The organism is Bradyrhizobium paxllaeri (assembly GCF_001693515.2).
In the GTDB taxonomy this organism is placed as follows: domain Bacteria; phylum Pseudomonadota; class Alphaproteobacteria; order Rhizobiales; family Xanthobacteraceae; genus Bradyrhizobium; species Bradyrhizobium paxllaeri.
This window is the reverse complement of the sequence record NZ_CP042968.1, coordinates 2,333,711-2,359,821: the sequence shown is the minus strand read 5'-3', so window position 1 is coordinate 2,359,821 and position 26,111 is coordinate 2,333,711. Positions and strand designations below refer to the sequence as shown.

Genomic DNA, 26,111 nt, shown 5'->3' with positions numbered 1-26,111 from the left:
AAAATCCACGTTAAGTCTCTGATTTGCCACACCCACCAGCAGGGTCCTGACGGATTATGCCAACCCCGGGCGTGCCGGCGCGGTGCGACTACTTCCGGTCAATTTTTCGAGAAACGGCACGCGCGAGGCGAGCTGCACGCCGCTCAGTCTTTTTTCTTCTCCGCTTCCGTCCCGGCGCGGAGCGCGGCCTTGAACGCGGCGTCGAACAGGCCGGCATACTGGCTCGCATTGACGTTGGAAATGTGCGCGGTGTCGCGGAAATTGGCCTGTCCGTTCCGGACCAGGTAGCAATATCCGTGCTCGCAGACGACGGACATCGGGTCCACCGTCACGAAATGCGGATTATCCCGGTGCCGGTCGAGGGCGTGCGCAATCTCATTCCGGAAGACACTCATCGTCAGGTCGGGGTCGGCATCGACCTTCCATTCCTCGATCGCCTTGCCCGCGCGGATCTGGTTTTCGATCCATCGCTGCGGCACGTCGAAGCCGATATGCAGTAACGGCATGATGAAGACGACGGTCTTGCCTGCCGAGAGCAGCCGGTCCACCAGAACAGAAACCTCAGCCGCGGTGCCCCATATGCTGCCAAGCACGACGATGCTCGGCTCCGTCTGCGCCAACACGAAATCAAGCGTGCTGCGGTTGAATTGCCGGCATGGCGGCTGATAGCCATGGCCTGCCACATCGTCGACGAAGGCCCTGCACCCGCTCTGTGTCGCGATCAGCCCGTGAATGCCGTTGGCCAGCGCGGCCGACGAAATCGGGTCGAGATACTGGTTGGCAAAGGAATCTCCCCACAGGATCGCCGATGATCTGCCCGCGGCTGGCGCACTGCCGAAACTGCAATAGACCTCGGTCGCCTTCCTCATGGAGTTTGCGTTCCGGAAACACTCGTCGCGTGGCGTGTTGGTTCTTCGCGCGAGCTCAGCCGGCAGCAGATAGTCCGGCAGCCTGCCCGGAAAACCTTGGTTGAGGAACGCCAGCGACGCGAAGCCGGCGAATACGGCGAACGAGACGAGCGAACCAGTCAGCAAGACGCGCGGCGTCCAGAAAGCGCGCTGCGTTCGGACCGGTTGTTCGACATAGCGATACGAAAGCGCGCCGAGCGCCAGCGAGGCGAGCACCATCGCTATCTTTTGCGCGGCTCCGATCTCATAATCGCGTACCGCAAGCCAGCTCAAGGCGAATACCCAGATCGGCCAGTGCCACAAATAGATCGAGTAGGACCAGTCGCCGATGCGCTGGACCGGAGATAGCGCGAGCAGACTTCCCTCGCCTGCTCCCTGCCGCGCCGCGACGATCATGGAAGCGCCGAGGATCGGCAGGATGGTGAGCACGCCCGGCCATTGCGCTTCGGGCATGGGGTAGACGGTGCAACCCGCGACCAGCGCCCAGCCGGCAAGCGCGATGACGGGCGATTCCAGCCATGACGTTTTCACGCCTTCCGAGCGGCGCCGGATCTCTGCGGCGGCAATCAATCCGCCCGCCAGCGGCTCCCAGGCACGCGCCCGCAGGGAGAAAAACGATGATCCCGTCGCATCGTGCTGGCTCGCCCATAAACACCACACCAGCGACAGCGCGGCGAAGATGTGCAGCGCAATCGTCACGGCGCTGAATGATGATTTGGCGCGGGAAGCCAGCCGCCAGACCAGCCACGCAATTGATGACATCCAGATGTAGAACTGCCATTCCAGCGACAGCGACCAGGTGTGCAGCAAAGGCTTGGTCTGCGCGGCCATGGCGAAATAGCCATTGTCGCTGCTGAAAGCAAAGTGGGAGAAGAAGGCCAGCGCGGAGAGCGCCTGCAGCAGGTGCTTGAGATATTCCGCCGGCAAGGTCACGAACCAGCCGATGACGACGGATACCGCGACCGCTACCGCCAGTGCCGGATAGATCCGGCGCATCCGCATCATGACGAAGGCCCACAGCGAAAAGCGGCCGAACCGCAGGTCGTTCAGCACCTTCGTCGTCATGAGATAGCCGGTGATGACAAGGAAGACATCGACGCCGACGAATCCACCGGCGAATCCCGGGATCTGGAAGTGAAAGCCGACGACGGCGATCACCGAAAGCGCCCGCAGTGCGTTGATGTCGAGCCGGAACCCGTCCTGGCTCGCATGCATAGCCGCCGCGCTTCGCGTCCCCGCTGTCTCCATCGCCTGTCCTGCCCGCTCCTTGGTCGTTTATATCAGGCGCAGGTTGGCTCACCGTGGCGGAGCGGCCACATGTCGATTCGTTTTCAGGCTCAGTCGGCGGGTTTAGCGGCGATCAGCGCGGTTCCGCTTTCATCCTTCAGCGCCACGCCTGTGACCTCTCGCGCGATGGCTTCGCGCACCAGCCACGCGATCTTGAAGGCGGCCTCATCGTAGCTTAGGCCCGCGCCGTGGATGTTGGAGACGCAATTGCGCTTCTCGTCGGTGAGGCCGATGCGCGGCGCAAAGGTCAGATAAGCGCCGAGACTGTCGGGTGCCGACAGGCCGGGCCGCTCGCCGATCAGCATCACTACCAGCCGCGCGCCAAACACGGCGCCGATCTCGTCGCCGAGCGCCACGCGCGCGCCGGATGCGATCACGATATGGCCGCAGCGGATTCCCGCTTCGGTCAGGCGCGGCGCGAGATGGCGAACCAGTTCGACCGCGTGGATATTGACGGCGGCCGGCGACAGCCCGTCGCCGATCACGATCACGACCTCGCTGGCGCTGCCGCTGCGCTCTTCCAGTGCGCGCCGCGAATCCGACTCTAACATGCGTCCGAGATCGGGACGGCGCAGGTAGTCGCTGCGGTCGCGCGCCTGACTGGAAACCTCGCTGACATCAAGGCCGAGGCCGGCCAATCCGGCAACCAGATGCGGCGCATCGAAGGCGGCATGAACGGCGTCGCGCGCGCGTGCGTGATCGAGCGTGAAGGCAAGCAGCGCCTCGGTCGGCATGCTCGCGCCGGAACGGCCGAGGCCGACGCGCGCCGGCGTCAGCTCCCGCAGGGCTTCGAGAGGGCGGGACGGCGGCGCCGGCGTTTTCATCGGCTCTTTACTCGGCAGGAACCGAGGCCTCGCGCAGCCGGATCGAATAGTTCGACGCGTTCTGCTGGCCACCGGAGGCCGCGCGCGCGAACTTGATCAGATGATGCGCGATGGTGGCCGATCCGATGAACCCCTCGATATCGCCGCGCCGGAGCCGCCCTATCGCGAACTTCCAGAACACGCGCCTGTAGTCGCCGCGCACGCCGACCTGCCAGAAGATATTGCGCAGCATGATCAGCGCGCGGCGAATGTTGCGCCAGCTCTTCATTTCGGGCGCGACCGGCACCTTGATGCGGTTGGCATAGGTGTAGTCGCACTGATACTGGTAGCGCGCGAACAGCTTTTCGGGCTCGTAGGCGATCTCCATGCATCGCTTCCAGGAGCTGACGACATCCTCATAGGGCATCAGGAATTCGACATTGGAATCGCGGCTGTCGTCCTCGACCAGGCGCCCCTCGCGCTCCAGCCTGTCCCACAGCGGCGTCTTCGGCAGCGCCTGCAGCAGGTTGATGGTGAGCAGCGGAATCCGCGATTCATCGACGAAGTTGAGCAGCGCATCCGCGGTGCCCGGCTTGTCGGTATCGAGCCCCATGATGATGCCGGAGACGACCTCCATGCCGTAGGAATTGATGGTCTCGATGCCCTCGAGGATCGGGACCATCATGTTGTGGTCCTTGTGCATGGCGTGCAGCGCATCGGGATCCGGCGTCTCGATGCCGCAGAACACCGTGACGAACTGCGCCTCCCGCATCTTCTCGAGAATTTCCGGCCGCTTGGCGATGTTCAGCGTCGCCTCGCAGGCCAGCCGCACGACATATCCTGTCCGCTTCTGCCATTCGATCAGATGCGGCAGCAAATCCAGCGCGGCCTTGCGATTGCCGATGAAATTGTCATCGACGAAATAGATCGTGTCGGTCATGCCGCATTCGCGTAAGCGGTCCAGTTCGGCAACGATCTGCTCCGGCGTCTTCAGGCGCGGGTTGCGGCCATAGAGGCCGGGGATGTCGCAGAACTCGCACTGATAGGGACAGCCGCTGGAAAACTGGATGCTGCCGAGCAGATATTTTTTCACTTCCGCCAGCTCGTAGGCCGGAATCGGAAACTCGGTCATCGACAGCCGGTCCTTGGTCGTCAGCACCACCTGCTGCGCAGGGCGAGACGGGTCCTGCGCCAACCGCGCAAGCAGCTCGTTGGTGGCGTCGCCGAGCTCGCCGACATGGAGATAGTCGAACGAAGGATAGTAATCCGGGCACGCGCTCACCGAGGGGCCGCCGATCGCCACCGGGAGCTCGAAGCCATGGGCGCGGCGGCAGATGTCGTTCATCTGCTGGCGCTGGATGTGCATGCCGCTGACGAACACCGCCTCCGCCCATTCGAAATCCTCCCTGGAAGCGGGACGGATGTTCTCGTCGACGAAACGGACCGGCCAGTCCGCCGGAAGATAGGCCGCGATCAGGAGAAGGCCCTGCGGCGGCATGAATGCCTGGACGCCGTCGGTCAGGGGATAAGCGTGCTCGAACGTACCGAAAGAAGACGTATAGCGCGGGAAGACGCACAGAATACGCCGTACCGTTCCGATGCCTTCAGCTCTCATCAAATTTCCTCAAGGCTGACACGAATTTAACCACGACATTGAAAGCTGGGCCAGAAATTCTTCAACATTGTGACAGTTGCTTCTAACTCGTTGTGGGTTCAAATGGTTTCAAGAAAATCTGCAGGGCCTCGGGGTTTGCCTGTTGATCGGCGCTCAGGCGATCAGCCGCGAGGCAAATTCGGGCAGCAGACCCGCGTTGCCCGCAAGCCGGAAGTCGGCTCCCGCAAGGCCTGACCGAACCAGCCAGTCGTCGAACTCCGGCGCCCGCTTCAATCCGAAGAGATCGCGGACATAGAGCGCGTCGTGAAACGAGGTCGACTGATAGTTCAGCATGACGTCATCGGCGCCCGGCACGCCCATGATGAAGGTGACGCCCGCGGCGGCCAATAGCGTCAGCAGATTGTCCATGTCGTCCTGATCGGCCTCGGCATGGTTGGTGTAGCAGACGTCGACGCCGAGCGGCAGGCCGAGCAGCTTGCCGCAGAAATGATCCTCCAGCCCGGCGCGGATGATTTCCTTGCCGTCATAGAGATATTCCGGACCAATGAATCCGACCACGCTGTTGACCAGCAGCGGATCGAAGGCGCGCGCCACCGCATAGGCCCGCGCCTCGCAGGTCTGCTGGTCGACATGGTGATTGGCGTTGGCCGACAGCGCCGAGCCCTGCCCGGTCTCGAAATACATCACATTCTCGCCGACCGTGCCGCGGCGAAGCGACAATCCGGCGGCGCGCGCCTCGCGCAACAGCGCGAGATCGACGCCAAAACTGCGGTTGGCAGCCTCGGTTCCGGCGATCGACTGAAACACCAGATCGACCGGCGCGCCCTGCCCGATCAATCCGAGCGTCGTGGTCACGTGGGTGAGCACGCAGCCCTGCGTCGGGATCTGCAGCCGTGTGATGATGCCGTCGAGCAGCCGCAGCAGTTCCCCGATCACAGCCGGGTCGTCGCTGGCCGGATTGATGCCGATGCAGGCATCGCCCGATCCCAGGAGAATGCCGTCGAGGATCGAGGCGGTAATGCCCTTGGCGTCATCGAAGGGATGATTGGGCTGCAGCCGCACGCTCATCCGTCCCCTCAGGCCGATGGTGTTGCGAAACGCCGTGGTCACGGCGCATTTTTTCCCAACCAGGATCAGGTCCTGGTTGCGCATCAGTTTCGAGACACCGGCTGCCATTTCCGGCGTGATCCCGCGCGAAACCTTCGCCAAGGTCTCGGGTGTCGCCTCATCGGAGAGCAGCCAGTCGCGGAAACCGCCGACGGTCAGCGACGAGATGGCCGCGAAGCCCGCGGCATCGTGGCTGTCGATAATCAGCCGCGTGATCTCGTCGTCCTCATAGGGAATGACGGCCTCGTTGAGGAATTGCTTGAGCGGCACGTCGGCGAGCGCCATCCGCGCCGCGATCATCGCTTCCGCGCTTTCGGCCGCGACGCCGGCAAGACGATCGCCCGACCGCGGCGGCGTCGCCTTGGCGAGCAATTCGCGCAAATCGCCGAACACGTAGGCGGTGGCACCGACGACCTGGCGATAGACCATGCTGACCTTCCTGCGCCCTGCCCGCTCCGCTGCCGACCATCCTAGCACCACACGCGCGATGGTGCGGAACAGGAATTTGAGCGACTTCCAGAGTGCGGTGCGGCGTGCCGCCTCCGGCTAGTTCAGCGTGCCGTAGTGGCGGACGAAGAAACTTATCTCGTAGAGGATCGCGCCGATCACGAACAGCAGATGGAATCTCAAATTCCGCGTTGTGGCGGCTATGCCGCACATCAGCACGAATGCAACGACCGCCAGCAGATACTCAACCCCGAGCGATTGCAGATGCGCCTCGCCCTTGATCCAGCTATCGACCACATCGAGCGCTTCGGTCAGCGCCGCAAACCCGAAGAACCAGCGCCGGCGGGAGAGAAAGTAGTCCTGATAGCCCTTATATTCCTCGAGATCCTGCGGGAACAGCAGCGCGCCGAGGAAGAAATACATCGATGCATAGACGCATACGAAGAAGTAGAGGACGAACGTCCAGTGCGGGATGAGGCTCAGGCGAAATTCCCACCACCAGAACGTCACCACATTCACCAGCGCCCAGGCGACCCAGCCGAGATGAACAGGCCATATCTGATAGCGCTTGGGATGCTGGACCAGTGCCGCAATGCCGCTGACCAGACGCGTGACGCTGAGCCCGAGGATGATTCCGATCAGCACACGGACGTGAAGGTAGAGATCGGCATTGCCCGGCAGGGCGGCACTTTGAGTCATGAGTCCCAGTTCTCACGCATAAGCAGCGCGCCGACTGCAGCAGGCGCCACATGACGAATTGAAGCGATGGTTTGAGGATTGCGCACTTGCCGCCGGGCAAGACGAGTTCAACCAGGTACCGCCGCCTTGCTCGCTGTCTAACTTGATTCGCGGCAGAGATGCCTGCCGAAGCGGATTGCCAGCATGGCAGAATCGGGCGGGTTGCGCCGTGATGGCCGCCGCGCTGGTCCAGCCGGCCGGTCACCGCACCGACGACGTCTTCCGGCTACGGCCACCTCCAATTGCGCCGGTCAAGCCGAGCCCGTTCGGGTCGCACGGAGCTGCCGAATCTTCCTGGCGATGCAAACCACTCCGAGTGGTAATTACCTGAAATTACTCGGCAATTAGTATTAGTTGCAGGATCGACGACTTCGCGCGTTAAGACATTTTCCATCAAAATTCGGCACACTTTGCCTAAGTAAGCGGCAGTTGCTGGATTCCGTTCCGGCGTGCCGATACGGCTGAATTTGCAAATTCCATATTCGTTTTGGTGGGGCACCATGGCATCCCGGTTTTCGCTCGCAGCCAAGCTGTATTCGATCTTCGCGCTGTTCGCGCTGCTAGTCGCCGCCATCACGGCGCTGTCCGACTACAACACTCGCCAGAACGCTGCCCTCACCGAAGCGGTCTCGATTGCGAGCCGCGCCGCGCTCAATGTCGAGCGCATCAATTCGCTGGTCTATGCGGTCGTGATGGAATCCCGCGGCATCTACATGTCGACGGAACCGCCGGTGGTGAAGAAGTATGGTGACGGGCTGCTCAAGTTCAACGAGCGCATCCTCGATGTCGTGAAGAACTGGGAGGCGCTGGTTCAGGCTGATGACGCCCAGCAGTTCGCCACCTTCAAGAAGCGCATCCAGCAATTCGTCGACTTCCGCAAGGAACTGGTCCGTCGCGGCGTCGAGATCAACGCGGCGGCGGGGCGCGAATGGGGCGACAACGACGCCAACCGTGAAGTCCGCACCGCGCTGAACAAGGATCTCGAGGCGCTGTCCAAGGTCTACGCCGAACGCAGCCGCAAGCTGGCGCAACAGACCGACACCAACCACATGATGGCCTTTGTTTTGACCGCCCTTGGCGTCATGGCGCTGGCGGTGGTGGTCATCGGCATCCTGATCATCGCGCGCTCGATCGCCCGCCCGCTGTCGGTCATCACTGACACCATCAAGCAGGTTGCCGACGGCACCGAGGGCGTCGAGGTTCCGCATACCGGCCGCACCGACGAGATCGGCGCGCTGGCCCGCGCCATCAAGATCTTCCAGGAGGCGATGGATCGCAACCGCAACCTCAATTCGCAGGTGCTGGGAGATTCCAAGGCGCGCGACGAGCGTTCCCGCCACATCGAGGCCTCCGTCGATGCCTTCCGGGAAGCGATCGGCGGCGTGCTGCGGGCGGTCAAGGACAATGCGACCTCGATGCGCGGCACCGCCGAGACCATCGCCAACGTCTCATCGGAAGCGAGCGGACGCGCAGTGGCGGCCAACAGCGCGACCGAGCAGGCTTCCAGCAACGTCTCTGCCGTCGCCAGCGCCGCGGAAGAGCTGTCTGCGTCCGTCGAGGAAATCGGCCGCCAGGTGCGGCAATCGGCCAGCGCCGTCGAGCAGGCGGGCCAACGCACCGAGAAATCGGTCGCCGAAATCGAGGGCCTTGCGGCCGCGACCCAGCGCATCGACGGCGTGCTGAGCCTGATCCAGGCGATCGCCGAGCAGACCAATCTGCTGGCGCTCAACGCGACGATCGAGGCCGCGCGTGCCGGCGACGCCGGCCGCGGCTTTGCCGTGGTCGCGCACGAGGTCAAGGCGCTGGCCGAGCAGACGGCGAAAGCGACCGCCGAAATCGGCCAGAACGTCGGCCTGATCCAGACCTCAACCAAAACCTCCGTCGAAGCGGTTCGCGAGATCGGCAACGCCGTGCGCGAGATCAACGAGGTGACGTCCATCATCGCCAGCGCGATCGAGCAGCAGGATGCGGCCACCCGCGAGATCTCGTCGAATGCGCAACTGGCGGCGCAGGGCAACGGAACGCTGGTGGTCAATATCTCTTCGCTCAGCGATGCCATCGGCACGACCAGCACGGCCGCGGCCTCCGTGCTCACCGGCTCCAGCGAACTGACGGCCACCGCCGATACGCTGTCCCGCGAGGTCGAAAAATTCTTCCGCAACCTGCGCGCGGATTCGTCCGAGCAGGTGCGGAAGACAGGGACCTGACTTCTGATTTAGGGCGTGAACTCATAAATCCAGGACGCCAATGAATTTGGCGTTGTCGCTTGACAATCCGTAAGCGGACAACCAAGGCTGAGCTTCAGCAGTCTGCTTTGGGCCCTGGCTGGCGAAGATGAAGGTGTTGTGTCCCGGGACACGGCGCGCACCCTCCCCTGGAGGGTTTTGACAGGGTTAGCGGACACAGACCTCTATGCTGCCAGAAACGGAATCTCGACCGCCAGCGTATAGCCGTTGACCATCAGCAGGCCACCCGCGGCACCGACGATGCCGCCGAGGATCGCAAGCCAGGGCAGCGTCGCGACGATCGAGACCGAGATCAGCACGATGGCGATCTGCAGAAGAGCTTCGGCATAGTCGAAGTAGGGATCCTGCTTCAGCGCATGGTCGCGCTTGCTCTCGTAGTCCTTGGCCCGCACCATCAATTCCTTCTTGCCCTCCTGCGTCTCGGGCTCGGACTCGTAGCGTGCCGCCGTCTTGCGATAGGCCTCCGCTTTTGCCTTCAGGGCCGCCCTTGCCTCGGCGTTGAGGCTTCCGTCCTGCAGGAACGCCAGTTCGATCGCGTCGGCCGCGAGGTTGTAGTCGGTCTGGCGGATGTTCTTGGCCTGGTAGAAGGCATATTGGTTCGCGGCATAGATGTTGTTGTTGGTCGCCTCCTTGCCGGCGTTGGCGCCGCCAAGCCCGGTGATGGCCAGCAGCATCGCCAGAATGGCGATGCCGACCGCCGCGCGCTGCTTGAAGCGGTCGTTCTGCTTCTCCTGATCCATCATGTCGGCAGCATCTTCGGCTTTCATCGATCGTCTCCTCCTCGCTCCTAAAGGGCGGGTACGATAAACAACGGCGTTATGTCACCATCGCGACGCACGAGCACGTAGATTTGTTCCGCAGAATGCGACAGGCGCGATCGGTCATAGGAAGGCCTCACTCCACCAGCACCACGTCCACGGCCACGCCAAGCTTCTGCTTCCGCGATCCGACGATGATGCCGTCGACCGGGGAAACGTCGGAAAAGTCCCTGCCGATCGACAGGATGATATGGTCGTTCTCGACCAGGAGATCGTTGGTCGGGTCGAAGCCGATCCAGCCGAGCTCGGGGCCGCACCAGACCGACACCCAGGCATGGCTGGCGTCGGCGCCCTGCAGGCGCGGCTGGCCGGCGGGCGGAATGGTGCGGAGATAGCCGCTGACGTAGGCCGCCGGCAGGCCGAGCCCGCGCAGGCCCGCAATCATCACATGGGCAAAGTCCTGGCAGACGCCGTGGCGCTTTTCGAGCACCTCCTTGAGCGGCGTCGAAATCACGGTGGCCTTGGGGTCGTACCGGAAATCACGGCGGATCCGGGACATCAGGTCGACGGCGCCCGCGAGGATACCGCCATCAGGCGGGAAGCTTGGCGCGGCATAGGCGGTGAGCGGCGCCAGCACCGGCACCAGCGAACTCGCAAAGACGTATCCGACCGGTGACGCGGGGCCGAGGCTGGTCGCCTCGAATGCGACGTCGCGGATACGCTCCCAGGACGGGCTGGACGCCGCGCGAGCAGGCGCCTGGCGCGAAACTGAAACCCGCGAGCGGGAATCGATCCGCAGATTGCGATGCGCGGTCTCGATCAGCACGCTCTCGGTATGGGTTCCGAAAAAGTCGCGCCGTACCGTGCGCTCGGCCGGCCGCGGCCGGATCTCGACCGAGTGCGAGATCAATTGCTGCCCGTCGCTGCTGCGCGGCTCCAGCCGCAGCGAGCAGCGCGCAAAGCTCACCGCGCTCTCGTAAGCATAGGTCGTGACGTGACGGATGTCGTAGATCACGCGAGGCCCGTCAGCTTCTCCGGCCGGCTCGCATGCGGTCCGTGCGGGAAATAATGCTGACCGATCGCGTCGGCGAGGTTGAGCAAAGACTGTTCGAGCGCGAACAGGGTCGTGACGTCGAGCGTTGCGGCCTCGGCCGTCGTCAGCGTCGCCTGCAAGGCCACGGCCAACCGTTGCGGCCGCTCGATCAGACCGTATTCCTTCAGGCTCGGCAGGGCTGCGATATGATCATTCAGCGTCGCCACCTGAAACGCGACCGATCGCGGATTATAGGGATCGAGAACCGCGAGATCCCGCACCGGCGCCAGCGCGGGGCCGACCAGATAACGCGAGCGGTAGGTGATCTGGCAATCCACCAGCGTCAGCAGTGCGTCGAGGTCATCCTCGCCCGCCTCGTCATAGGCAAACTGCCGCGCAAACCGCACCGTGTTGATGGCGCGCTCGGCGCGGCGGCCCATGTCGAGGAAGCGCCAGCCGGCGGCGCGGTTCATGTTCTCCTGTGCGAGGCCGGCAAGGCTCGCCAGCTCCTGCAGCGTCAGTTCGGCGGCGCTGACGACGCTGTCGTCGTCGTCGACCTGCAGCGCAAGGCGCTCCACCATCTCGGTGATGATCTGCCAGGCGTCGGGCGAGAGCCGCTCGCGCAACGAGCTCGCGGTGCGTTGTACCGATCGCACCAGGGACAACGCCGAGCCGAACTTCTCCTCGCTCTGCAGCGCCTCGGCGATGACCCGCGCCGGGTTGGTCCGCGTCGCCTGGGAGGTCGCGCCCCACGTGACCAAAATGCGCTGGATGCGCTCGACCGAATGCAGCGCGGTTGGCGCGCCGTTGGCCGGATCGCGCGTCGAGGTGCCGAGCGCACGGATCAACCGCAGCGTCGCCTCGGCGCGTTCGAGATAGCGGCCGAGCCAGAACAGATTGTCCGCGGCGCGGCTCGGCACCACGCCGGCGATCCGCCTGATTCGCACGGTTTCGGCGGCGGGCAGCAGCGTCGACGTCGAGACCGCCTTGTCGGAAACCACCCAGACATCAGCCGCGCGCGCGCCGTCCCCCATCGACACCGCGCGGGCATCGGGTTGGTCGGCGATCCGGCAGAAGCCGCCGGGCAATATGGTCCAGCCTTGCGGCGTGGCCGCGGCAAATACCCGGAGCACGAACGGGCGCGGCGTGATCCGCCCCTGCTCCCACACCGGCGTCGTCGACAGCCGCACCAGCTCCTGGCCGACGTAGTCGATGCCGCGGTCGGTGATCGCCTGCCGGAGCCGGTCGCGCTCGGATGGTGACAATTCGCCGGCAAGCACGGGCCCATGGCTGGAAAAGCCCGGAACAGCCCGGCCATAGGCGCCCTCGATCGCGAAATCCTCGAGCCGCGACAGCACCTCCTCGCGCGCGGATTTCTGGCCGCACCACCAGGTCGCGACGTGCGGCATGATCAAGGTCTCGCCGAGCAGACGCCGGCACAGGCTGGGCAGGAAGCCGAGCAGCGCCCTCGCCTCCAGCACGCCCGATCCCGGCATGTTGGCGACCACCACGCCGCTCTTGCGCACGACGTCGATCAGGCCCGGCACGCCGAGCTGCGAGGAGGCATCGAGTTCGAGCGGATCGAGGAAATTGGAATCGACCCGCCGCAGCAGCACGTCGAGCCGCTTCAGCCCCGCGACGGTGCGGATATGGATGCGGTCGCCGCTGACGGCGAGATCGTCGCCCTCGACCAGCAGGAATCCGAGATAGCGCGCCAGCGTCGCGTGCTCGAAATAGGTTTCGCTGAAGGCGCCCGGCGTCAGCAGGCCGATGCGCGGCTCGTCGCGGTCGGCGCTGGCGCGAAGCGAGTCGCGGAACGCCTCGAAGAACGGGGCGACACGCTCGACGTTCATCGACTTGTAGAGATTGGAAAAGACGCGCGAGAGCACCAGACGGTTTTCCAGTGCGTAGCCCGCGCCCGACGGCGCCTGCGTGCGGTCGTTCAACACCCACCAGCGGCCATCGGGGCCGCGGCCGACATCGGCGGCATAGAAATGGAGATGACGTCCGCCGGGCGGTTTGACGCCGCAGACGGCGCGCAGATATTCGTTGCTGCCGGCAATCGCGGCCGCCGGCACCGCCCCCTCGGTGACCAGCCGGCCCTCGCCATAGAGATCGCGCAGGATCATTTCGAACAACTGCGCGCGCTGTGCGATGCCCGTGGTCAGTTGCTGCCAGTCGGCCTCGTCGATGATCAGCGGCAGATGGCTGAGCGGCCACAGCCGGTCGGCGGTCTCACCGGGCGCGCGGTAGGTGACGCCGGCCTCGCGCAGATGCCGGTCGGCGGAGGCGAAACGCCGCTCGATATCGACGGGCGAAAGCGCCGCAAAGGCATCGAAGAAGCGGGCCCAGGCCGCGCGGGGCGCGCCATCTGGCCCGATATATTCGTCAGGGATTCCGGGCAGGCGCGCATAGTCGCGCGTCCACTGCGCCATCCGGCGCTGGCCCGGACGGGCCTTGCTGTCCTGGTTGTTGCCCTGGCCTGACATTCCGATTCCCCGAGACTGCCGATTAGATCAGGAGCGGCGTCCTCAAGTCGAGTGTCAAAGGGAATTCAATGGTGCGTTCCTCGGGCGGCGGCTCGATTTTGCCCGGGGTGTGGCCGTGATCCTGAAACCGGGCTAGCCGCCGCGCCTCCGCCTCGTAGGAATTAACCGGCTTGGTGTCGTAGTTGCGGCCGCCGGGATGGGCGACGTGGTAGACGCAGCCACCGAGCGAGCGGCCGTTCCAGCTATCAATCAAGTCAAATGTCAGCGGTGCGTGCACCGGAATGGTCGGGTGCAGCCCCGAGGCCGGCTGCCAGGCCTTGAAGCGGACGGCAGCAACCGCCTCGCTGGCGCGGCCGGTTGGCGTCATCGGCATCCGCCGGCCGTTGCAGGTCACGACATGGCGGCCCTCGACAAATCCTGTCGCCTTGACCTGCAGGCGTTCCACCGAGGAATCGACATAGCGCACCGTGCCGCCGGCCGAGCCCTCCTCACCCAGCACATGCCATGGCTCCAGCGCCTGCCGCAATTCCAGCGCGACGCCGCCATGATGGACGCGGCCGAACACCGGAAACCGAAATTCGAGCTGGGCCGAATACCATTCCGGCGAAAACTCGTAGCCTGACAGCCTGAGCTCATCGAGCACGCCGAGAAAATCCTCCCAGAGGAAATGCGGCAGCATGAAGCGATCATGCAGCGCGGTGCCCCAACGCACGAACTTGCCTTGTTGGGGTTCGCGCCAGAGCTTTGCGATCAGCGCGCGGATCAGAAGCTGCTGCGCCAGCGACATCCGCGGGTCCGGCGGCATTTCGAGCGCGCGGAATTCGACCAGCCCGAGGCGGCCGGTCGAGCCATCGGGCGAATAGAGTTTGTCGATGCAGATTTCGGCGCGGTGGGTATTGCCGGTGATGTCGACGAGGATATGCCGGAACAGGCGATCGACCAGCCATAGCGGGGCCTCCACATCCGGCGGCGGCACATGCGAGAGCGCGATCTCCAGCTCATAGAGCCCATCATGCCGAGCCTCGTCGATGCGCGGCGCCTGGCTGGTCGGGCCGATGAACATGCCGGAGAACAGGTAGGACAGCGACGGATGGCGCTGCCAGTACAAGACGAGGCTTTTCAGCAAATCCGGGCGGCGCAGGAACGGCGAGGCTTCCGGCGTGCTGCCGCCGACCACGACATGGTTGCCGCCGCCGGTGCCGGTGTGGCGGCCGTCGACCAGAAAGCGGTTGGCGCCGAGGCGCACCTTTGCGGCGTCTTCGTACAGGCCGAAGGTGATATCGACCGCCTCGCGCCAGCTCTGTGCCGGTTGGACGTTGATCTCGATCACGCCGGGATCGGGCGTCACCTTGATGACCTCGATGCGCGGATCGTAAGGCGGCCCATAGCCCTCGACATGAACCGGGATCTGCATCTCCTCGGCGGTCGCCTCCACCGCTGCGATCAGTTCGAGATAGTCCTCCACTCTCTCGACCGGCGGCATGAAGACGCACAATACGCCGTCGCGGATTTCGACTGATGTTGCCGTGCGCACCGGCTTGGGCTGCTTCGGCTTCTGCGCCAGCCGCGAGGGCACGCCATCCGCCACCGCGTCCTCCTCGGCCGCAAGTTCGAGCCGGGGCTCCATCGGATCCTGCTCGACGATGTAGGGATATTCTTCCGGCTCGACATGCGGCAGCGACGCCATCGGCAGCCGTAGCCCGAGCGGAGAGTCGCCCGGGATCAGGAACAGATGGCTGCGCCGAAGCTGCCAGCACTCGCTCATCCAGCCTGAACCGTCGGTGTCCGCGTGCTGAATCGGCAGCACGAACCCTCTGGCCTTGTTGAGCCCTTCATCGAACACCCGCGCCATGCGGGATCGTTCCTCGGGATCGCTGAGTTTAGGGTCGGCGGGATCGACATTTACCGGAAGCGCGGCTTCCTTCTGCAGCCAGTGCACAGGATCTTCATAGGCCGGCATCACGTACGCAATATCGACGCCGAGACGCTTCGCGGTGCGCTCCATGAATTGTTGAGCGTCTTCGATTACTGCCTTGCGCGGGCTGTCGATAGCAGCAATGAGGTCGCCATTCTTCCAGATCGGCACGCCGTCCTTGCGCCAATAGAGGCCGAACGCCCAGCGCGGCAGGCTTTCGCCCGGGTACCATTTGCCCTGCCCGTAATGCAGCAATCCGCCCGGCGCAAAACGTGCGCGCAATTTGCGGATCAGTTCGTCCGCCAGCGCCTGCTTGGTCGGGCCGATGGCGGCGATATTCCATTCCGGCGATTCCAGGTCGTCGATGGAAACGAAGGTCGGCTCGCCGCCCATGGTCAGGCGCACGTCGTCAGCTCTGAGATCGGCATCGACCTGCTCGCCCAGCGCATCGAGACGCGCCCAGGATTCATCCGAGAACGGCCGCGTGATCCGCGGTGCCTCGCGGATGCGCTTGACGCTCATCTCGAAACCGAAATCGACCTCGGCAAAACCAGCGCTGCCCGAGACCGGCGCGGCGGAACGATAATGCGGCGTGGCGGCGACGGGGATATGCCCCTCGCCCGTCAGCATGCCCGAGGTGACGTCGAACCCGATCCAGCCCGCACCGGGCAGATAGGCCTCGGCCCAAGCGTGCAGATCGGTGAAATCGCTTTCGACCTCGCGCGGCCCCTCGACCGGATCGATGTCAGGACGCAACTGCATGAGATAGCCGGAGACAAAACGTGCGGCGAGGCCGAGATGCCGCAAGGCCTGGATCAGCAGCCACGCCGAGTCGCGGCACGATCCGGAGCCGCGCGCCAGCGTCTCCTCCGGCGTCTGAATCCCCGGCTCCATCCGGATGAGATACTTGATCTTCTTCGCAAGCTGCGCGTTGAGTTCGACCAGAAAATTGACAGAACTGTCGGCCTCGCGCGGAATCTCCTTCAAGTAAGCTGCGAACAGCGGCCCCTGCTCTGACGTGGCGAGATACGGCGCAAGCTCGGTCTTGAGATCGTTGGGGTATTGGAACGGGAAGGCGTTGGCGTAAGGCTCGACGAAGAAGTCGAAGGGATTGACCACCGTCATCTGCGCGGTGAAGTCGACTTCGATTTTCAACTCGGACGCCTTCTCCGGAAACACGAAGCGCGCCAGCCAGTTGCCCTGCGGATCCTGCTGCCAGTTCACGAAATGATTGGATGGCGTGACCTTGAGCGAATAGCTCAGGATCGGCGTGCGCGTATGCGGCGCCGGGCGCAGGCGAACGGTTTGCGGGCCGAGATCGATCGGTCGGTCGTATTTGTAGTGCGTGACGTGATGAAGTGCGACGAAGATCGACACGGACCGGAAACTCCAGCGGCTTTTTTAAGCAGAACACCGGTTCCGGGTGGGATCAAGCATTAACAACGGGCACGGGGTGCCTATGGGGAGTGCGGCCTCGCTGTCGTCCCTGCGAACGCAGGGACCCATACCGCGTGATCTATCGACGAGGCAGTTCGGTAGACGCCTTCCGCAACAACGAAGGCCGGTGGCTATGGGTCCCTGCGTTCGCAGGGACGACGCCAGAGTATTGCAGACTCACATCGTCGCCCCGATCACCCACGGCGCGAACTCGGCGCTGCCAAAGTCAAAGCTCTCGCTCTTGGTCGGCTGTCCCGATGCCGTTTTCAGCATCAGCTCGAAGATGCGCTGGCCGCATTGCTGCACGGTTTCCTCGCCGTCGAGGATGGTGCCGCAATTGACGTCCATGTCGTCTTCCATGCGCTTGTACATCGGCGTGTTGGTGGCGAGCTTGATCGAGGGCGCGGGCTTGCAGCCGAACACGCTGCCGCGTCCGGTGGTGAAGCAGACCATGTTGGCGCCGCCGGCTACCTGCCCGGTCGCCGCGACCGGGTCGTAGCCGGGCGTATCCATGAAGACAAAGCCCTTCTTGGTGATGGGCTCGGCGTAATTGAGCACGTCGACCAGGTTGGTGCTGCCGGCCTTGGCCATCGCGCCCAGTGACTTCTCCAAGATAGTGGTGAGGCCGCCGGCCTTGTTGCCGGGGCTCGGATTGGCGTTCATCTCGGCGCCTTCGCGCTGGGTGTATTCCTCCCACCAGCGCATCAGGCCGACGAGCTTTTCGCCGACCTCGCGGCTGACCGCGCGGCGCGTCAGGAGGTGCTCGGCGCCGTAGGTTTCAGGCGTCTCCGAGAGGATCACGGTGCCGCCGTGGGCAACCAGCAGATCGCTCGCCGCGCCCAGTGCTGGATTGGCGGAGACGCCGGAATAGCCGTCGGAGCCGCCGCATTGCAGGGCGACCGTCAATTCGCTCGCCGGTACGGGCTCGCGCTTCACCTTGTTTGCGTCCGTTAATGCCTCCTTCACGAAGGCGACGCCGGCTTCCACCGTCTTGCGGGTGCCGCCGACTTCCTGGATGTCCATCGCGCGCAGGCGTCCGGCGAGCTTCTGCTCCTCCATCAGCCCGCCGATCTGGTTGACCTCGCAGCCAAGCCCGAGCACGACCACATGGGAGAAATTCGCGTGCCGCGCATAACCGCCGAGCGTGCGGCGAAGCAGCGCCAGCGGCTCGTTCTGCGTCATGCCGCAGCCGGTCTTGTGGGTCAGCGCCACCACGCCGTCGACGTTCGGATAGTCGGCCAGCGGATTATCGCCGGTAAAGGGATTCTTCTTGAACATGTCGGCGACGATGCCGGCGACATGGGCGCTGCAGTTCACCGAGGTCAGGATGCCGATATAATTGCGCGTCGCCACGCGGCCGTCGGCGCGGCGGATGCCGTCGAAGGTCGCGGGCAGATCGAAGTTCGGCATCGGCTTGACGTCGACGCCATAGGCATAGTCCTTGGAAAAATCCCCCATGCCGCAGTTTTGCGTGTGCACGTGCTGGCCCGGCGCGATCGGCGCGGTGGCAAAGCCGATGATCTGGCCGTAGCGACGCACCGGCTCGCCCACGGCGATCGGCCGGATGGCGACCTTGTGGCCCGCCGGAATCCGCTCGACCGTGGTGACGCCGTCCGCGACCACCATGCCCGGCGGCAGGCTCGCGCGCGCGATCAGCACGCCATCGTCAGGGTGCAGGCGGATCACGGGTGCCGGGATCATTTGGGTACCTCCTCAGGGTTGTGAGCAGCGAGTAGCGGATTGATCCCCTACTCGCCGCTCCCTATTCGTGTCTTCAGGTCTTACGCCTTGCCGGCGGAGTCCTTGCGGGTCTGGTTCACCTGCATCTTGGCGTAGGTCGACATCAGGCCGACCTCGTTCGACAGCGTCACCAGCTTGAAGCCCATGTTGATGGCGCGCACGGCGCCCTCGGCGCCCGAGCAGTGGATGCCCGGATTGAGGCCGCGCTTGCCGCACTCCTTGATGATCTTCTCGTAGATCTTCAGGATCTCCGGCTCATCGCGGTCGAGCTTCGGCACCAGGCCGTAGGAGAAGCCGAGATCGGACGGGCCGATATAGACGCCGTCGATGCCCTCGACATCGAGGATCGCTTCCATGTTCTCGACCGCGGTCTTGGTCTCCATCATCGGCAGCAGCACGATCTCGTCGTTCGCGGTCTGCTGGTAGGAGCCAGCCGAGCCATACATGCCGGCGCGGATCGGGCCGTTCGAGCGCGTGCCCTTCGGCGGATACTTGGCGAACTGAACGAGATCCTTGGCTTCCTGCGGGGTGTTGATCATCGGGCAGATCACGCCATAGGCGCCGCCGTCGAGCACCTTGCCGATGATGCCAGGCTCGTTCCAGGGCACGCGCACCATCGGCGTCACCGGGTGGCCGTTCATCGCCTGGAAGCATTGAACCATCGAGAGGTAATCCTGCACGCCGTGCTGCATGTCGACAGTGACGCTGTCGAAGCCGCATTGCGCGATCACTTCGGCGGAGAAGCCGGAGGGGATCGCGAGCCACGCGTTCACCACGGCCTTGCCCGAGGCCCATACTTTCTTGACGTTGTTGGTTGCCATTGATCGCTTTCCCTTTGTGATCGTTACGATTGTTAGAGTTTGTGAGGTGAATTAGCTGGTCGCGCGCTGAATGCTGGCCTCGCTGACGCCGACCTCGCGGGCGGTGTTGACGATCGCAGCCCAGGTATCATCAGGCAGCGGCACGCCGTTCTTCGTTCGCTCGGCGCGCGTCTTCCGTTCCGGGTCGCCCGGGACCAGGACGGACTCGACGCCGGCGATCGGCTTGGTCTCGCGGATGAAGTCGGTATAGCGCGAGATTTCGCCGTCGAAGAAGTTGGCGGTGTCGACCACCTTGGGATCGACATAGAAGGAGAGCATGCCGTTGGCGAATTGCCGGCCACCCGAGGTGGCACCGGTGCCGGTGAGCGCACCGCCGAGCAGTTCGCAGATGAACGCTAGGCCCGAACCCTTGTGCTCGCCGAAGGCGCGGATCGCGCCGGTCCCCTTGGTGTGGTCGCGCGGCCCGTCCGGAGTGTAGGGCCCATAGAGCACGGACGGCTCCTCGCTCAGCGTGCCGTCGGCATCGACCAGTGCGCCGGTGGGAAGCTTCTTGCCGCCGCGGCTGGCGACCAGCACCTTGCCCTCGGCGACGATGGAAGTTGCGAAATCGAGCACGATCGGGTCCTGCCCCGTGCGCGGAATGCCGACGCAATAAGGCGCGGTCGACAGCCGCTTCTGGACGCCGCCGAACGGCGCGACCAAAAGCGAGCCGGCGGCGTTGACGAAGTGCACCGATACCAGCCCTTCGGCGGCGGCCATCTCGGCCCAGTCGCCGACGCGGCCGATATGCCCGGCATTGCGCAGCGCGATGGCCGACAGCCCCGCCTTCTTGCACTTTTCGATGCCGGTCCGCACCGCGAACGGCGTCACGGTCTGGCCATAGCCGAACTTGCCGTCGACCACGGCGAGCGACGGCGTATCGACGACGATCTCGGGGGTCTGGTTGGGAATGACGTTACCGGTCTTCTTCCACCTGATGTACACGGGAACCCGGATCACGCCGTGGCTGTCATGGCCGGTGAGATTGGCGGTCGTGAGGTAGGTGGCGATGCGCCTTGCTTCCTCGGGCGAGGATTCCGAATGGGAAAATACCTCTGCGACGAAATCGATCAGATTGTTGACTTTGATGGTGACCATGTCCGGATTTCAGCCCTGTCCTTGCACGGCGGAAGCCTGCGCTTGAGCAGCCAGGCCCGCGACTCCCGCGCCGGTTTTCATGACCGGCTTGGCCGGCACTTTGAGCGAAAAACCGCGTGCATGTCTACTCGCCTCGATCGCATTTAGCCAAATGATTGCAATCATTTGCCCGGCCGCTATGCACCGGCTCGGTAGCTTCATGCAAATTTGTGATTACTCGTCCGCTTCGGCGTCCCCCTCACCTGCAACCTCCATCGCCGCAAGGCTGCGCTCCAGTTCGCCCAGCATGTCCTGCAGCTCAGCAAGTTTGCGCGCGCCGTAGCGCTGGGTGATCTCGGCGTAGATCGCTTCCGAGGTCGGCGCCACCGCTTCGATCAGCTTCAAGCCCTTGGAAGAGATCGACACCTCGCCGCGGCGCAAATCCGTCTTGGCGGCACGGCGCTCGATCAGGTCGCGCGCTTCGAGGTCGCGCAGGATGCGCGACAGGCTCGGCCCCAGCAGAAACGCAACGCGCGCGAGCTCCGTCACCTCGATGGTATCCACCGCCGTCAGCGCGCGCAGGATCCGCCATTGCTGCTCGGTCAGGCCGTGGTTGCGCAAGGACGGACGGAACTGGCGCATCACGGCCTCGCGCGCGCGTAAGAGCGACATCGGCAGCGAACGCGAGAATTCGCGCATCGGCCCGCGCCGCGCTTCCGGTGTTCCCTCCTGGTCCGAACGCGATCCGTTCGGCGACTTCTTGCCTGTCATCTCCAGTGATCCGCCAATGGGGAATCCTCGATCTCGCGAAGGATAAAGTTTTGCGGCGCAACAAGCATCAAATCAGTTTGCGCCGGATAACTTAACATGTTAAACAAATTTCAGCACCCGCTTTTTTGCCGAAACAGCCGGACGCTCATGGCCCTTTCAACCGACGACATCCGCAGCGCCGCCGCACGGCTCGATCAGGCCGAGAAGACGCGCAAGCAGATCCGCCAGCTTTCGCTCGAACATCCCACCATAACGATCGAGGATGCCTACGCTATTCAGAAAGCCTGGGTCGAGATGAAGGTCGCCCAGGGCCGCGTCGTGAAGGGCCACAAAATCGGCCTGACCTCGAAGGCGATGCAGAGCGCGCTCAATATCGACGAGCCTGACTCCGGCATCCTGCTCGACGACATGTTCTTTGCCGATGGCGGGCTGGTGCCGTCGGACCGCTTCATCGGCACCCGCGTCGAGGCCGAGCTCGCCTTTGTCATGAAATCGCGACTGGCGGGGCCGGATTGCACCATGTTCGACGTGCTCAATGCCACCGACTTCGTGGTGCCTGCGCTCGAAATCCTCGACACCAGGGTCGAGCGGGTCGATCCGCAGACCAAGGCGACGCGGAAGATTTTCGATACCATCGCCGACAACGCAGCGAATGCCGGCATCGTGCTCGGCGGCCGACCGATCCGGCCGATGGACGCCGACCTGCGCTGGATCGGCGCGCTCTGTTTCCGCAACGGCCAGCTCGAGGAAACCGGGCTTGCGGCCGGCGTTCTCAATCATCCCGCGACATCGGTAGCCTGGCTTGCCAACAAGATCGCGCCGAACGGGTTGGCGCTTGAAGCGGGACAGGTGGTGCTGGCGGGATCGTTCATTCGCCCGATCGAGACCCGGAAGGGTGACACGATCCAGGCGGACTATGGCCCTTACGGTTCAGTGAGCTGCTACTTCGCCTGAAGGACGACAGGAGCCATCGCAACATGCCGCACTTCACGATTGAATATTCGAGCAATCTCGATGGGCGCGTCGACATGGGCGCGGTCGTTGAACTGGTTCGCAAGGCCGCGGTCGAAACCGGCATCTTCCCGCTCGGTGGTATCAGAGTCCGCGCCATCAGATGCGAGCACTATGCGATTGCCGACGGCCGCCAGAACTACAGCTTTCTCGACATGGTGCTGCGGCTCGGCGAGGGCCGCGACCTCGCCACCCGCAAGAAGGCCGGCGAACATATTTTCAAGGCCCTGTCGGCCTATCTCGATCCGGTGTTTGCGCGCGAGAAGTTCGCGCTGTCGTTCGACATGCAGATCAACGACAAGGAAACAAGCTGGAAACGCAACAACATCCACGAAGCTCTGAAGGTGGAAACTATCAATGGATAAAGCGACACCCAAGGACATGTTTCAGGCCAATCGCGACCGCGCAGCCCCCCTGCTCGCCAAGCTGAAGAGCGAAGGCATCGGGCACATGATCGACGGCAAGACCGTGCCGTCGTTCTCAGGCCAGACCTTTGAGACGAAGTCGCCGGTTGACGGCGCGGTGCTGGCGTCCGTCGCCCGCGGCAAGCCTGATGATATCGACCGCGCCGCGACCGCAGCCGCAACGGCCTTCAAGTCCTGGCGCGACATGCCGGCGGCGGCGCGGAAGAAGTTGCTGCATCGCGTCGCCGACGCGATCGAGGACAACGCCGACGACATCGCCGTGCTCGAATGCATCGACACCGGGCAAGCCCACCGCTTCATGGCCAAGGCCGCGATCCGGGCGGCCGAAAATTTCCACTTCTTCGCCGACAAATGCGGCGAGGCCCGCGACGGCCTCAACACGCCCTCCGAGGAGCATTGGAACATCTCGACCCGGGTGCCGATCGGCCCGGTCGGCGTGATCACGCCCTGGAACACGCCGTTCATGCTCTCGACCTGGAAGATCGCGCCGGCGCTCGCCGCCGGCTGCACCGTCGTGCACAAGCCGGCGGAATGGTCGCCGGTCACGGCGGACCTGCTGGCAAAACTTGCAAAACAGGCCGGGCTGCCCGACGGCGTGCTCAACACCGTCCACGGCATGGGCGAGGAAGCCGGCAAGGCGCTGACCGAGCACCCCGCCATCAAGGCGATCGGCTTCGTCGGCGAAAGCGCGACCGGCTCCGCGATCATGGCCCAGGGCGCTCCTACCCTGAAGCGCGTGCATTTCGAGCTCGGCGGCAAGAACCCGGTGATCGTGTTCGACGACGCCGACCTCGACCGCGCGCTGGATGCCGTCGTCTTCATGATCTACTCGCTGAACGGCGAGCGTTGCACCTCCTCCAGCCGACTGCTGGTGCAGGAGAACATCGCCGATAAATTCATCGAGAAGCTGACGGCGCGGGTGAAGGCGCTGAAGGTCGGACATCCCCTCGACCCGGCCACCGAAATCGGGCCGCTGATCCATGAGCGGCATCTGGCCAAGGTCTGCAGCTATTTCGAGGTTGCCAAGAAGGACGGCGCCAACATTGCGGTCGGCGGCAAACCGCATGACGGCCCCGGCGGCGGACACTACGTGCAGCCGACGCTGGTCACCGGCGCGCATTCAAAGATGCGGGTGGCGCAGGAGGAAGTGTTCGGCCCGTTCCTGACCGTGATCCCGTTCAGGGACGAGAAGGACGCCATCGAGATCGCCAACGGCGTGCAGTATGGCCTGACCGGCTATGTCTGGACCGGCGACATGGGCCGCGCACTGCGCGTCGCGGATGCGCTGGAGGCCGGCATGATCTGGCTGAACTCCGAAAACGTCCGCCATCTGCCGACGCCGTTCGGCGGCATGAAGGCCTCAGGCATCGGCCGCGACGGCGGTGACTATTCGTTCGACTTCTACATGGAGACCAAGCACGTCTCGCTCGCGCGCGGGACGCACAAGATTCAGCGACTGGGAGTGTAACAGCCACCGTCGTTCCGGGATGGTCCGAAGGACCAGACCCGGAACCTCGAGATTCCGGGTTCGATGCTGCGCATCGCCCCGGAATGACCGAACCAACCCAAGGGAACGCCCATGCCGGTGCCGACACACGTATTCGACCCGCCCTTCAACATCATCCGCTGCAGCCACGCGGTGCTCGACGTCGTCGATCTCGGCAAGAGCCGCGCCTTCTACGAAAACACCGTCGGCCTCCATGTCGAGGACGCCGACGACAAGGCGGTGTACCTGCGCGGTAGCGAGGAGCACCAGCATCACTCGCTGGTGTTGCGGAAGGCATCAGCCGCGGCCTGCAGCCGGCTCGGTTTCAAGGTCGGCAATGACGGCGACCTCGACAAGGCCGCCAGCTTCTTCTCCGAGAACGGCATCGCCTACGCCTTCGTCGACCAGCCGTTCCAGGGCCGCACGCTGCAATTCACCGACCCTGCCGGCTTCCAGCTCGAACTTTATGCGACGATGGAGAAGCGCCCGCATCTGCTGCGGCGCTACGACCTATATAAAGGCTGCCATCCGCAGCGGCTCGACCACTTCAACGTCTTTGCGCCCGAGGTGCAGAACACCGTCGATTTCTACGCAAGGCTAGGTTTCCGCCTGACCGAATATGGCGAGGAAGACGGGCCGAACGGGCGCATCGCGGCCGCCTGGATGCATCGCAAGGGCAACGTCCATGACTTTGCCATCACCAATGGCCGCGGCCCTCGCCTGCACCACTTCGCCTATTGGACGCCGACGGCCATGAACATCCTGCACCTCTGCGACGTCATGGCTTCCAGCGGCTATCTGAAGAACATCGAGCGCGGCCCCGGGCGGCACGGCATCTCGAACGCGTTCTTTCTCTATGTCCGCGACCCGGACGGCCATCGCCTCGAACTCTACACCAGCGACTATTTCACCGGCGATCACGACCATGAGCCGCTGCGCTGGTCGCTGAAGGATCCGCGCCGACAGACGCTGTGGGGCGCGCCCGCGCCGCGCTCCTGGTTCGAGGAGGGCTCGCCCTTCACCGGACAAAAGGTGCGCGAACCGGCGTTCGTCGCCGACGTCACCATCGCGGACTAACGAAGATGCCCCCTCCCCGCCTCGCCACCTACACCATCAACGGCGCGCAGAAATACGGCGCCGTGACCGATGCCGGCATCGTCGATCTCTCCGCTCGTTTCGCCAAGGATTATCCGACGCTGCGCGAGGTCATCGCCGCCGGAGCGCTGAAGAAGCTCGCCGACGAAGCTGCACGGCACCAGCCGGACCACGCGCTCGATGCGATCACGTGGCAGCCGCCGATCCCCGCGCCGGAAAAGATCATCTGCATCGGCGTCAACTACCCGGACCGCAACGCCGAATACAAGGACGGCCAGGACGCGCCGAAATATCCCAGCATGTTCATGCGCACGCCGCGCTCCTTTGTCGGCCACAACACGCCGCTGGTGCGCCCGCGCGCCTCGGCGCAGCTCGATTATGAGGGCGAGCTGGTGCTGGTCATCGGCAAGGCCGGGCGGCACATCAAGGAGAGCGACGCGCTGAATCACATCGCCGCCGTCACGCTCTGCAACGAGGGCACGCTCCGCGACTGGGTGCGCCACGCCAAGTTCAACGTCACGCAAGGCAAGAATTTCGATTCCACCGGCAGCCTCGGCCCCTGGATCGTGCCCTACACGCAAGAAAGCCAGATCGCGGACATCCGCCTGACCACCAAGGTCAACGGCGAGACGCGGCAGGATGACCGCACCGGCCGGTTGATCTTTGGCTTCCGTTACCTCATCAACTATCTCTCGACCTTCACCACGCTGGTGCCGGGCGACGTTATCGTGACGGGAACGCCGACTGGCGCCGGCGCGCGGTTCGATCCGCCGCGCTATCTGAAGCCCGGTGATATCATCGAGATCGAAGCTGAGGGTATCGGCGTGCTGAAGAACGGCGTGATCGACGAAGTCTGACCAATC

Annotated in this window: 19 protein-coding genes; 6 read left to right on the top strand and 13 right to left on the bottom strand. The window is 64.1% G+C overall.

Annotation, left to right across the window (positions count from 1 at the left end):
• Positions 1 to 143 precede the first annotated feature (143 nt).
• The 5 genes from LMTR21_RS11070 to LMTR21_RS11050 all read right to left on the bottom strand — a co-directional run bounded on the left by LMTR21_RS11070 (position 144) and on the right by LMTR21_RS11050 (position 6,866).
• The gene (locus LMTR21_RS11070; RefSeq protein WP_084030667.1) at positions 144 to 2,156 is read right to left on the bottom strand and encodes an acyltransferase family protein; all 2,013 of its coding nucleotides are present in this window, start codon (positions 2,154 to 2,156) and stop codon (positions 144 to 146) included.
• A gap of 89 nt (positions 2,157 to 2,245) precedes the next feature.
• A complete protein-coding gene (eutC, locus tag LMTR21_RS11065; RefSeq protein ID WP_065753714.1) occupies positions 2,246 to 3,019 on the bottom strand; it encodes an ethanolamine ammonia-lyase subunit EutC in 774 nt (257 codons plus the stop codon).
• 7 nt (positions 3,020 to 3,026) lie between these two features.
• Positions 3,027 to 4,613 (bottom strand): B12-binding domain-containing radical SAM protein, encoded by a 1,587-nt coding sequence (locus tag LMTR21_RS11060; RefSeq protein ID WP_065753715.1) that lies wholly within the window; start codon positions 4,611 to 4,613, stop codon positions 3,027 to 3,029.
• 153 nt (positions 4,614 to 4,766) lie between these two features.
• Entirely contained in the window at positions 4,767 to 6,149 is a 1,383-nt protein-coding gene (locus tag LMTR21_RS11055) for an ethanolamine ammonia-lyase subunit EutB (RefSeq protein ID WP_065753716.1), read from the bottom strand.
• A gap of 117 nt (positions 6,150 to 6,266) precedes the next feature.
• On the bottom strand, positions 6,267 to 6,866 hold the full coding sequence (locus tag LMTR21_RS11050) for a hypothetical protein (protein WP_065753717.1): 600 nt from the start codon (positions 6,864 to 6,866) through the stop codon (positions 6,267 to 6,269).
• Between the two features lie 539 nt (positions 6,867 to 7,405).
• On the opposite strand from LMTR21_RS11050, the gene LMTR21_RS11045 reads away from it, so the two are divergent.
• Positions 7,406 to 9,112 carry a methyl-accepting chemotaxis protein gene (locus tag LMTR21_RS11045; protein ID WP_065753718.1) on the top strand — a complete coding sequence of 569 codons (1,707 nt, stop codon included), beginning with the start codon at positions 7,406 to 7,408 and terminating at the stop codon, positions 9,110 to 9,112.
• 203 nt (positions 9,113 to 9,315) lie between these two features.
• Here LMTR21_RS11045 and LMTR21_RS11040 read toward each other — a convergent pair whose 3' ends face one another.
• The 8 genes from LMTR21_RS11040 to hpaR all read right to left on the bottom strand — a co-directional run bounded on the left by LMTR21_RS11040 (position 9,316) and on the right by hpaR (position 21,231).
• The gene (locus tag LMTR21_RS11040; protein WP_065753719.1) at positions 9,316 to 9,918 is read right to left on the bottom strand and encodes a DUF4337 domain-containing protein; all 603 of its coding nucleotides are present in this window, start codon (positions 9,916 to 9,918) and stop codon (positions 9,316 to 9,318) included.
• A gap of 127 nt (positions 9,919 to 10,045) precedes the next feature.
• A complete protein-coding gene (locus LMTR21_RS11035; protein ID WP_065753720.1) occupies positions 10,046 to 10,924 on the bottom strand; it encodes a transglutaminase family protein in 879 nt (292 codons plus the stop codon).
• Positions 10,921 to 13,431 (bottom strand): circularly permuted type 2 ATP-grasp protein, encoded by a 2,511-nt coding sequence (locus LMTR21_RS11030; RefSeq protein WP_065753721.1) that lies wholly within the window; start codon positions 13,429 to 13,431, stop codon positions 10,921 to 10,923. Before LMTR21_RS11030 ends, LMTR21_RS11035 begins: the two co-directional genes overlap by 4 nt.
• 22 nt (positions 13,432 to 13,453) lie before the next feature.
• On the bottom strand, positions 13,454 to 16,723 hold the full coding sequence (locus LMTR21_RS11025) for a transglutaminase family protein (RefSeq protein WP_065753722.1): 3,270 nt from the start codon (positions 16,721 to 16,723) through the stop codon (positions 13,454 to 13,456).
• 237 nt (positions 16,724 to 16,960) lie between these two features.
• Positions 16,961 to 18,484, bottom strand: a complete 1,524-nt coding sequence (locus LMTR21_RS11020; RefSeq protein ID WP_065753723.1) for a UxaA family hydrolase — start codon at positions 18,482 to 18,484, stop codon at positions 16,961 to 16,963.
• Positions 18,485 to 18,564: 80 nt separating this feature from the next.
• Positions 18,565 to 19,344 (bottom strand): HpcH/HpaI aldolase family protein, encoded by a 780-nt coding sequence (locus LMTR21_RS11015; protein ID WP_057838365.1) that lies wholly within the window; start codon positions 19,342 to 19,344, stop codon positions 18,565 to 18,567.
• Positions 19,345 to 19,395: 51 nt separating this feature from the next.
• On the bottom strand, positions 19,396 to 20,481 hold the full coding sequence (locus LMTR21_RS11010) for a malate/lactate/ureidoglycolate dehydrogenase (RefSeq protein WP_065753724.1): 1,086 nt from the start codon (positions 20,479 to 20,481) through the stop codon (positions 19,396 to 19,398).
• A gap of 213 nt (positions 20,482 to 20,694) precedes the next feature.
• Positions 20,695 to 21,231, bottom strand: coding sequence for a homoprotocatechuate degradation operon regulator HpaR (gene hpaR / locus LMTR21_RS11005; RefSeq protein WP_065753726.1), 537 nt, complete (start codon positions 21,229 to 21,231; stop codon positions 20,695 to 20,697).
• A 147-nt stretch (positions 21,232 to 21,378) separates the two neighbouring features.
• Between hpaR and hpaH the strand changes: the two genes are divergently transcribed.
• The 5 genes from hpaH to LMTR21_RS10980 all read left to right on the top strand — a co-directional run bounded on the left by hpaH (position 21,379) and on the right by LMTR21_RS10980 (position 26,105).
• Positions 21,379 to 22,185 carry a 2-oxo-hept-4-ene-1,7-dioate hydratase gene (gene hpaH / locus LMTR21_RS11000; protein WP_065753727.1) on the top strand — a complete coding sequence of 269 codons (807 nt, stop codon included), beginning with the start codon at positions 21,379 to 21,381 and terminating at the stop codon, positions 22,183 to 22,185.
• Positions 22,186 to 22,208: 23 nt separating this feature from the next.
• Positions 22,209 to 22,607 (top strand): 5-carboxymethyl-2-hydroxymuconate Delta-isomerase, encoded by a 399-nt coding sequence (locus LMTR21_RS10995; protein WP_065753728.1) that lies wholly within the window; start codon positions 22,209 to 22,211, stop codon positions 22,605 to 22,607.
• On the top strand, positions 22,600 to 24,135 hold the full coding sequence (hpaE, locus tag LMTR21_RS10990; protein ID WP_065753729.1) for a 5-carboxymethyl-2-hydroxymuconate semialdehyde dehydrogenase: 1,536 nt from the start codon (positions 22,600 to 22,602) through the stop codon (positions 24,133 to 24,135). Before LMTR21_RS10995 ends, hpaE begins: the two co-directional genes overlap by 8 nt.
• 111 nt (positions 24,136 to 24,246) lie before the next feature.
• Positions 24,247 to 25,230 (top strand): 3,4-dihydroxyphenylacetate 2,3-dioxygenase, encoded by a 984-nt coding sequence (gene hpaD, locus LMTR21_RS10985; protein ID WP_065753730.1) that lies wholly within the window; start codon positions 24,247 to 24,249, stop codon positions 25,228 to 25,230.
• Positions 25,231 to 25,235: 5 nt separating this feature from the next.
• Entirely contained in the window at positions 25,236 to 26,105 is an 870-nt protein-coding gene (locus tag LMTR21_RS10980; protein WP_065753731.1) for a fumarylacetoacetate hydrolase family protein, read from the top strand.
• The last annotated feature ends 6 nt before the right edge of the window (positions 26,106 to 26,111 follow it).

What these genes read in the sequence shown, in the direction of transcription:
- LMTR21_RS11055 (WP_065753716.1), bottom strand. Translation starts at nt 6,149, where the DNA reads ATGGTCTATCGCCAGGTCGTCGGTGCCACCGCCTACGTGTTCGGCGAT.
- LMTR21_RS11030 (WP_065753721.1), bottom strand. Translation starts at nt 13,431, where the DNA reads ATGTCAGGCCAGGGCAACAACCAGGACAGCAAGGCCCGTCCGGGCCAG.
- hpaD (WP_065753730.1), top strand. Translation starts at nt 24,247, where the DNA reads ATGCCGGTGCCGACACACGTATTCGACCCGCCCTTCAACATCATCCGC.
- hpaE (WP_065753729.1), top strand. Translation starts at nt 22,600, where the DNA reads ATGGATAAAGCGACACCCAAGGACATGTTTCAGGCCAATCGCGACCGC.
- LMTR21_RS11060 (WP_065753715.1), bottom strand. Translation starts at nt 4,613, where the DNA reads ATGAGAGCTGAAGGCATCGGAACGGTACGGCGTATTCTGTGCGTCTTC.
- eutC (WP_065753714.1), bottom strand. Translation starts at nt 3,019, where the DNA reads ATGAAAACGCCGGCGCCGCCGTCCCGCCCTCTCGAAGCCCTGCGGGAG.
- hpaH (WP_065753727.1), top strand. Translation starts at nt 21,379, where the DNA reads ATGGCCCTTTCAACCGACGACATCCGCAGCGCCGCCGCACGGCTCGAT.
- LMTR21_RS11010 (WP_065753724.1), bottom strand. Translation starts at nt 20,481, where the DNA reads ATGGTCACCATCAAAGTCAACAATCTGATCGATTTCGTCGCAGAGGTA.
- hpaR (WP_065753726.1), bottom strand. Translation starts at nt 21,231, where the DNA reads ATGACAGGCAAGAAGTCGCCGAACGGATCGCGTTCGGACCAGGAGGGA.
- LMTR21_RS10980 (WP_065753731.1), top strand. Translation starts at nt 25,236, where the DNA reads ATGCCCCCTCCCCGCCTCGCCACCTACACCATCAACGGCGCGCAGAAA.
- LMTR21_RS11045 (WP_065753718.1), top strand. Translation starts at nt 7,406, where the DNA reads ATGGCATCCCGGTTTTCGCTCGCAGCCAAGCTGTATTCGATCTTCGCG.
- LMTR21_RS11015 (WP_057838365.1), bottom strand. Translation starts at nt 19,344, where the DNA reads ATGGCAACCAACAACGTCAAGAAAGTATGGGCCTCGGGCAAGGCCGTG.
- LMTR21_RS11070 (WP_084030667.1), bottom strand. Translation starts at nt 2,156, where the DNA reads ATGGAGACAGCGGGGACGCGAAGCGCGGCGGCTATGCATGCGAGCCAG.
- LMTR21_RS11050 (WP_065753717.1), bottom strand. Translation starts at nt 6,866, where the DNA reads ATGACTCAAAGTGCCGCCCTGCCGGGCAATGCCGATCTCTACCTTCAC.
- LMTR21_RS11040 (WP_065753719.1), bottom strand. Translation starts at nt 9,918, where the DNA reads ATGAAAGCCGAAGATGCTGCCGACATGATGGATCAGGAGAAGCAGAAC.
- LMTR21_RS11020 (WP_065753723.1), bottom strand. Translation starts at nt 18,484, where the DNA reads ATGATCCCGGCACCCGTGATCCGCCTGCACCCTGACGATGGCGTGCTG.
- LMTR21_RS10995 (WP_065753728.1), top strand. Translation starts at nt 22,209, where the DNA reads ATGCCGCACTTCACGATTGAATATTCGAGCAATCTCGATGGGCGCGTC.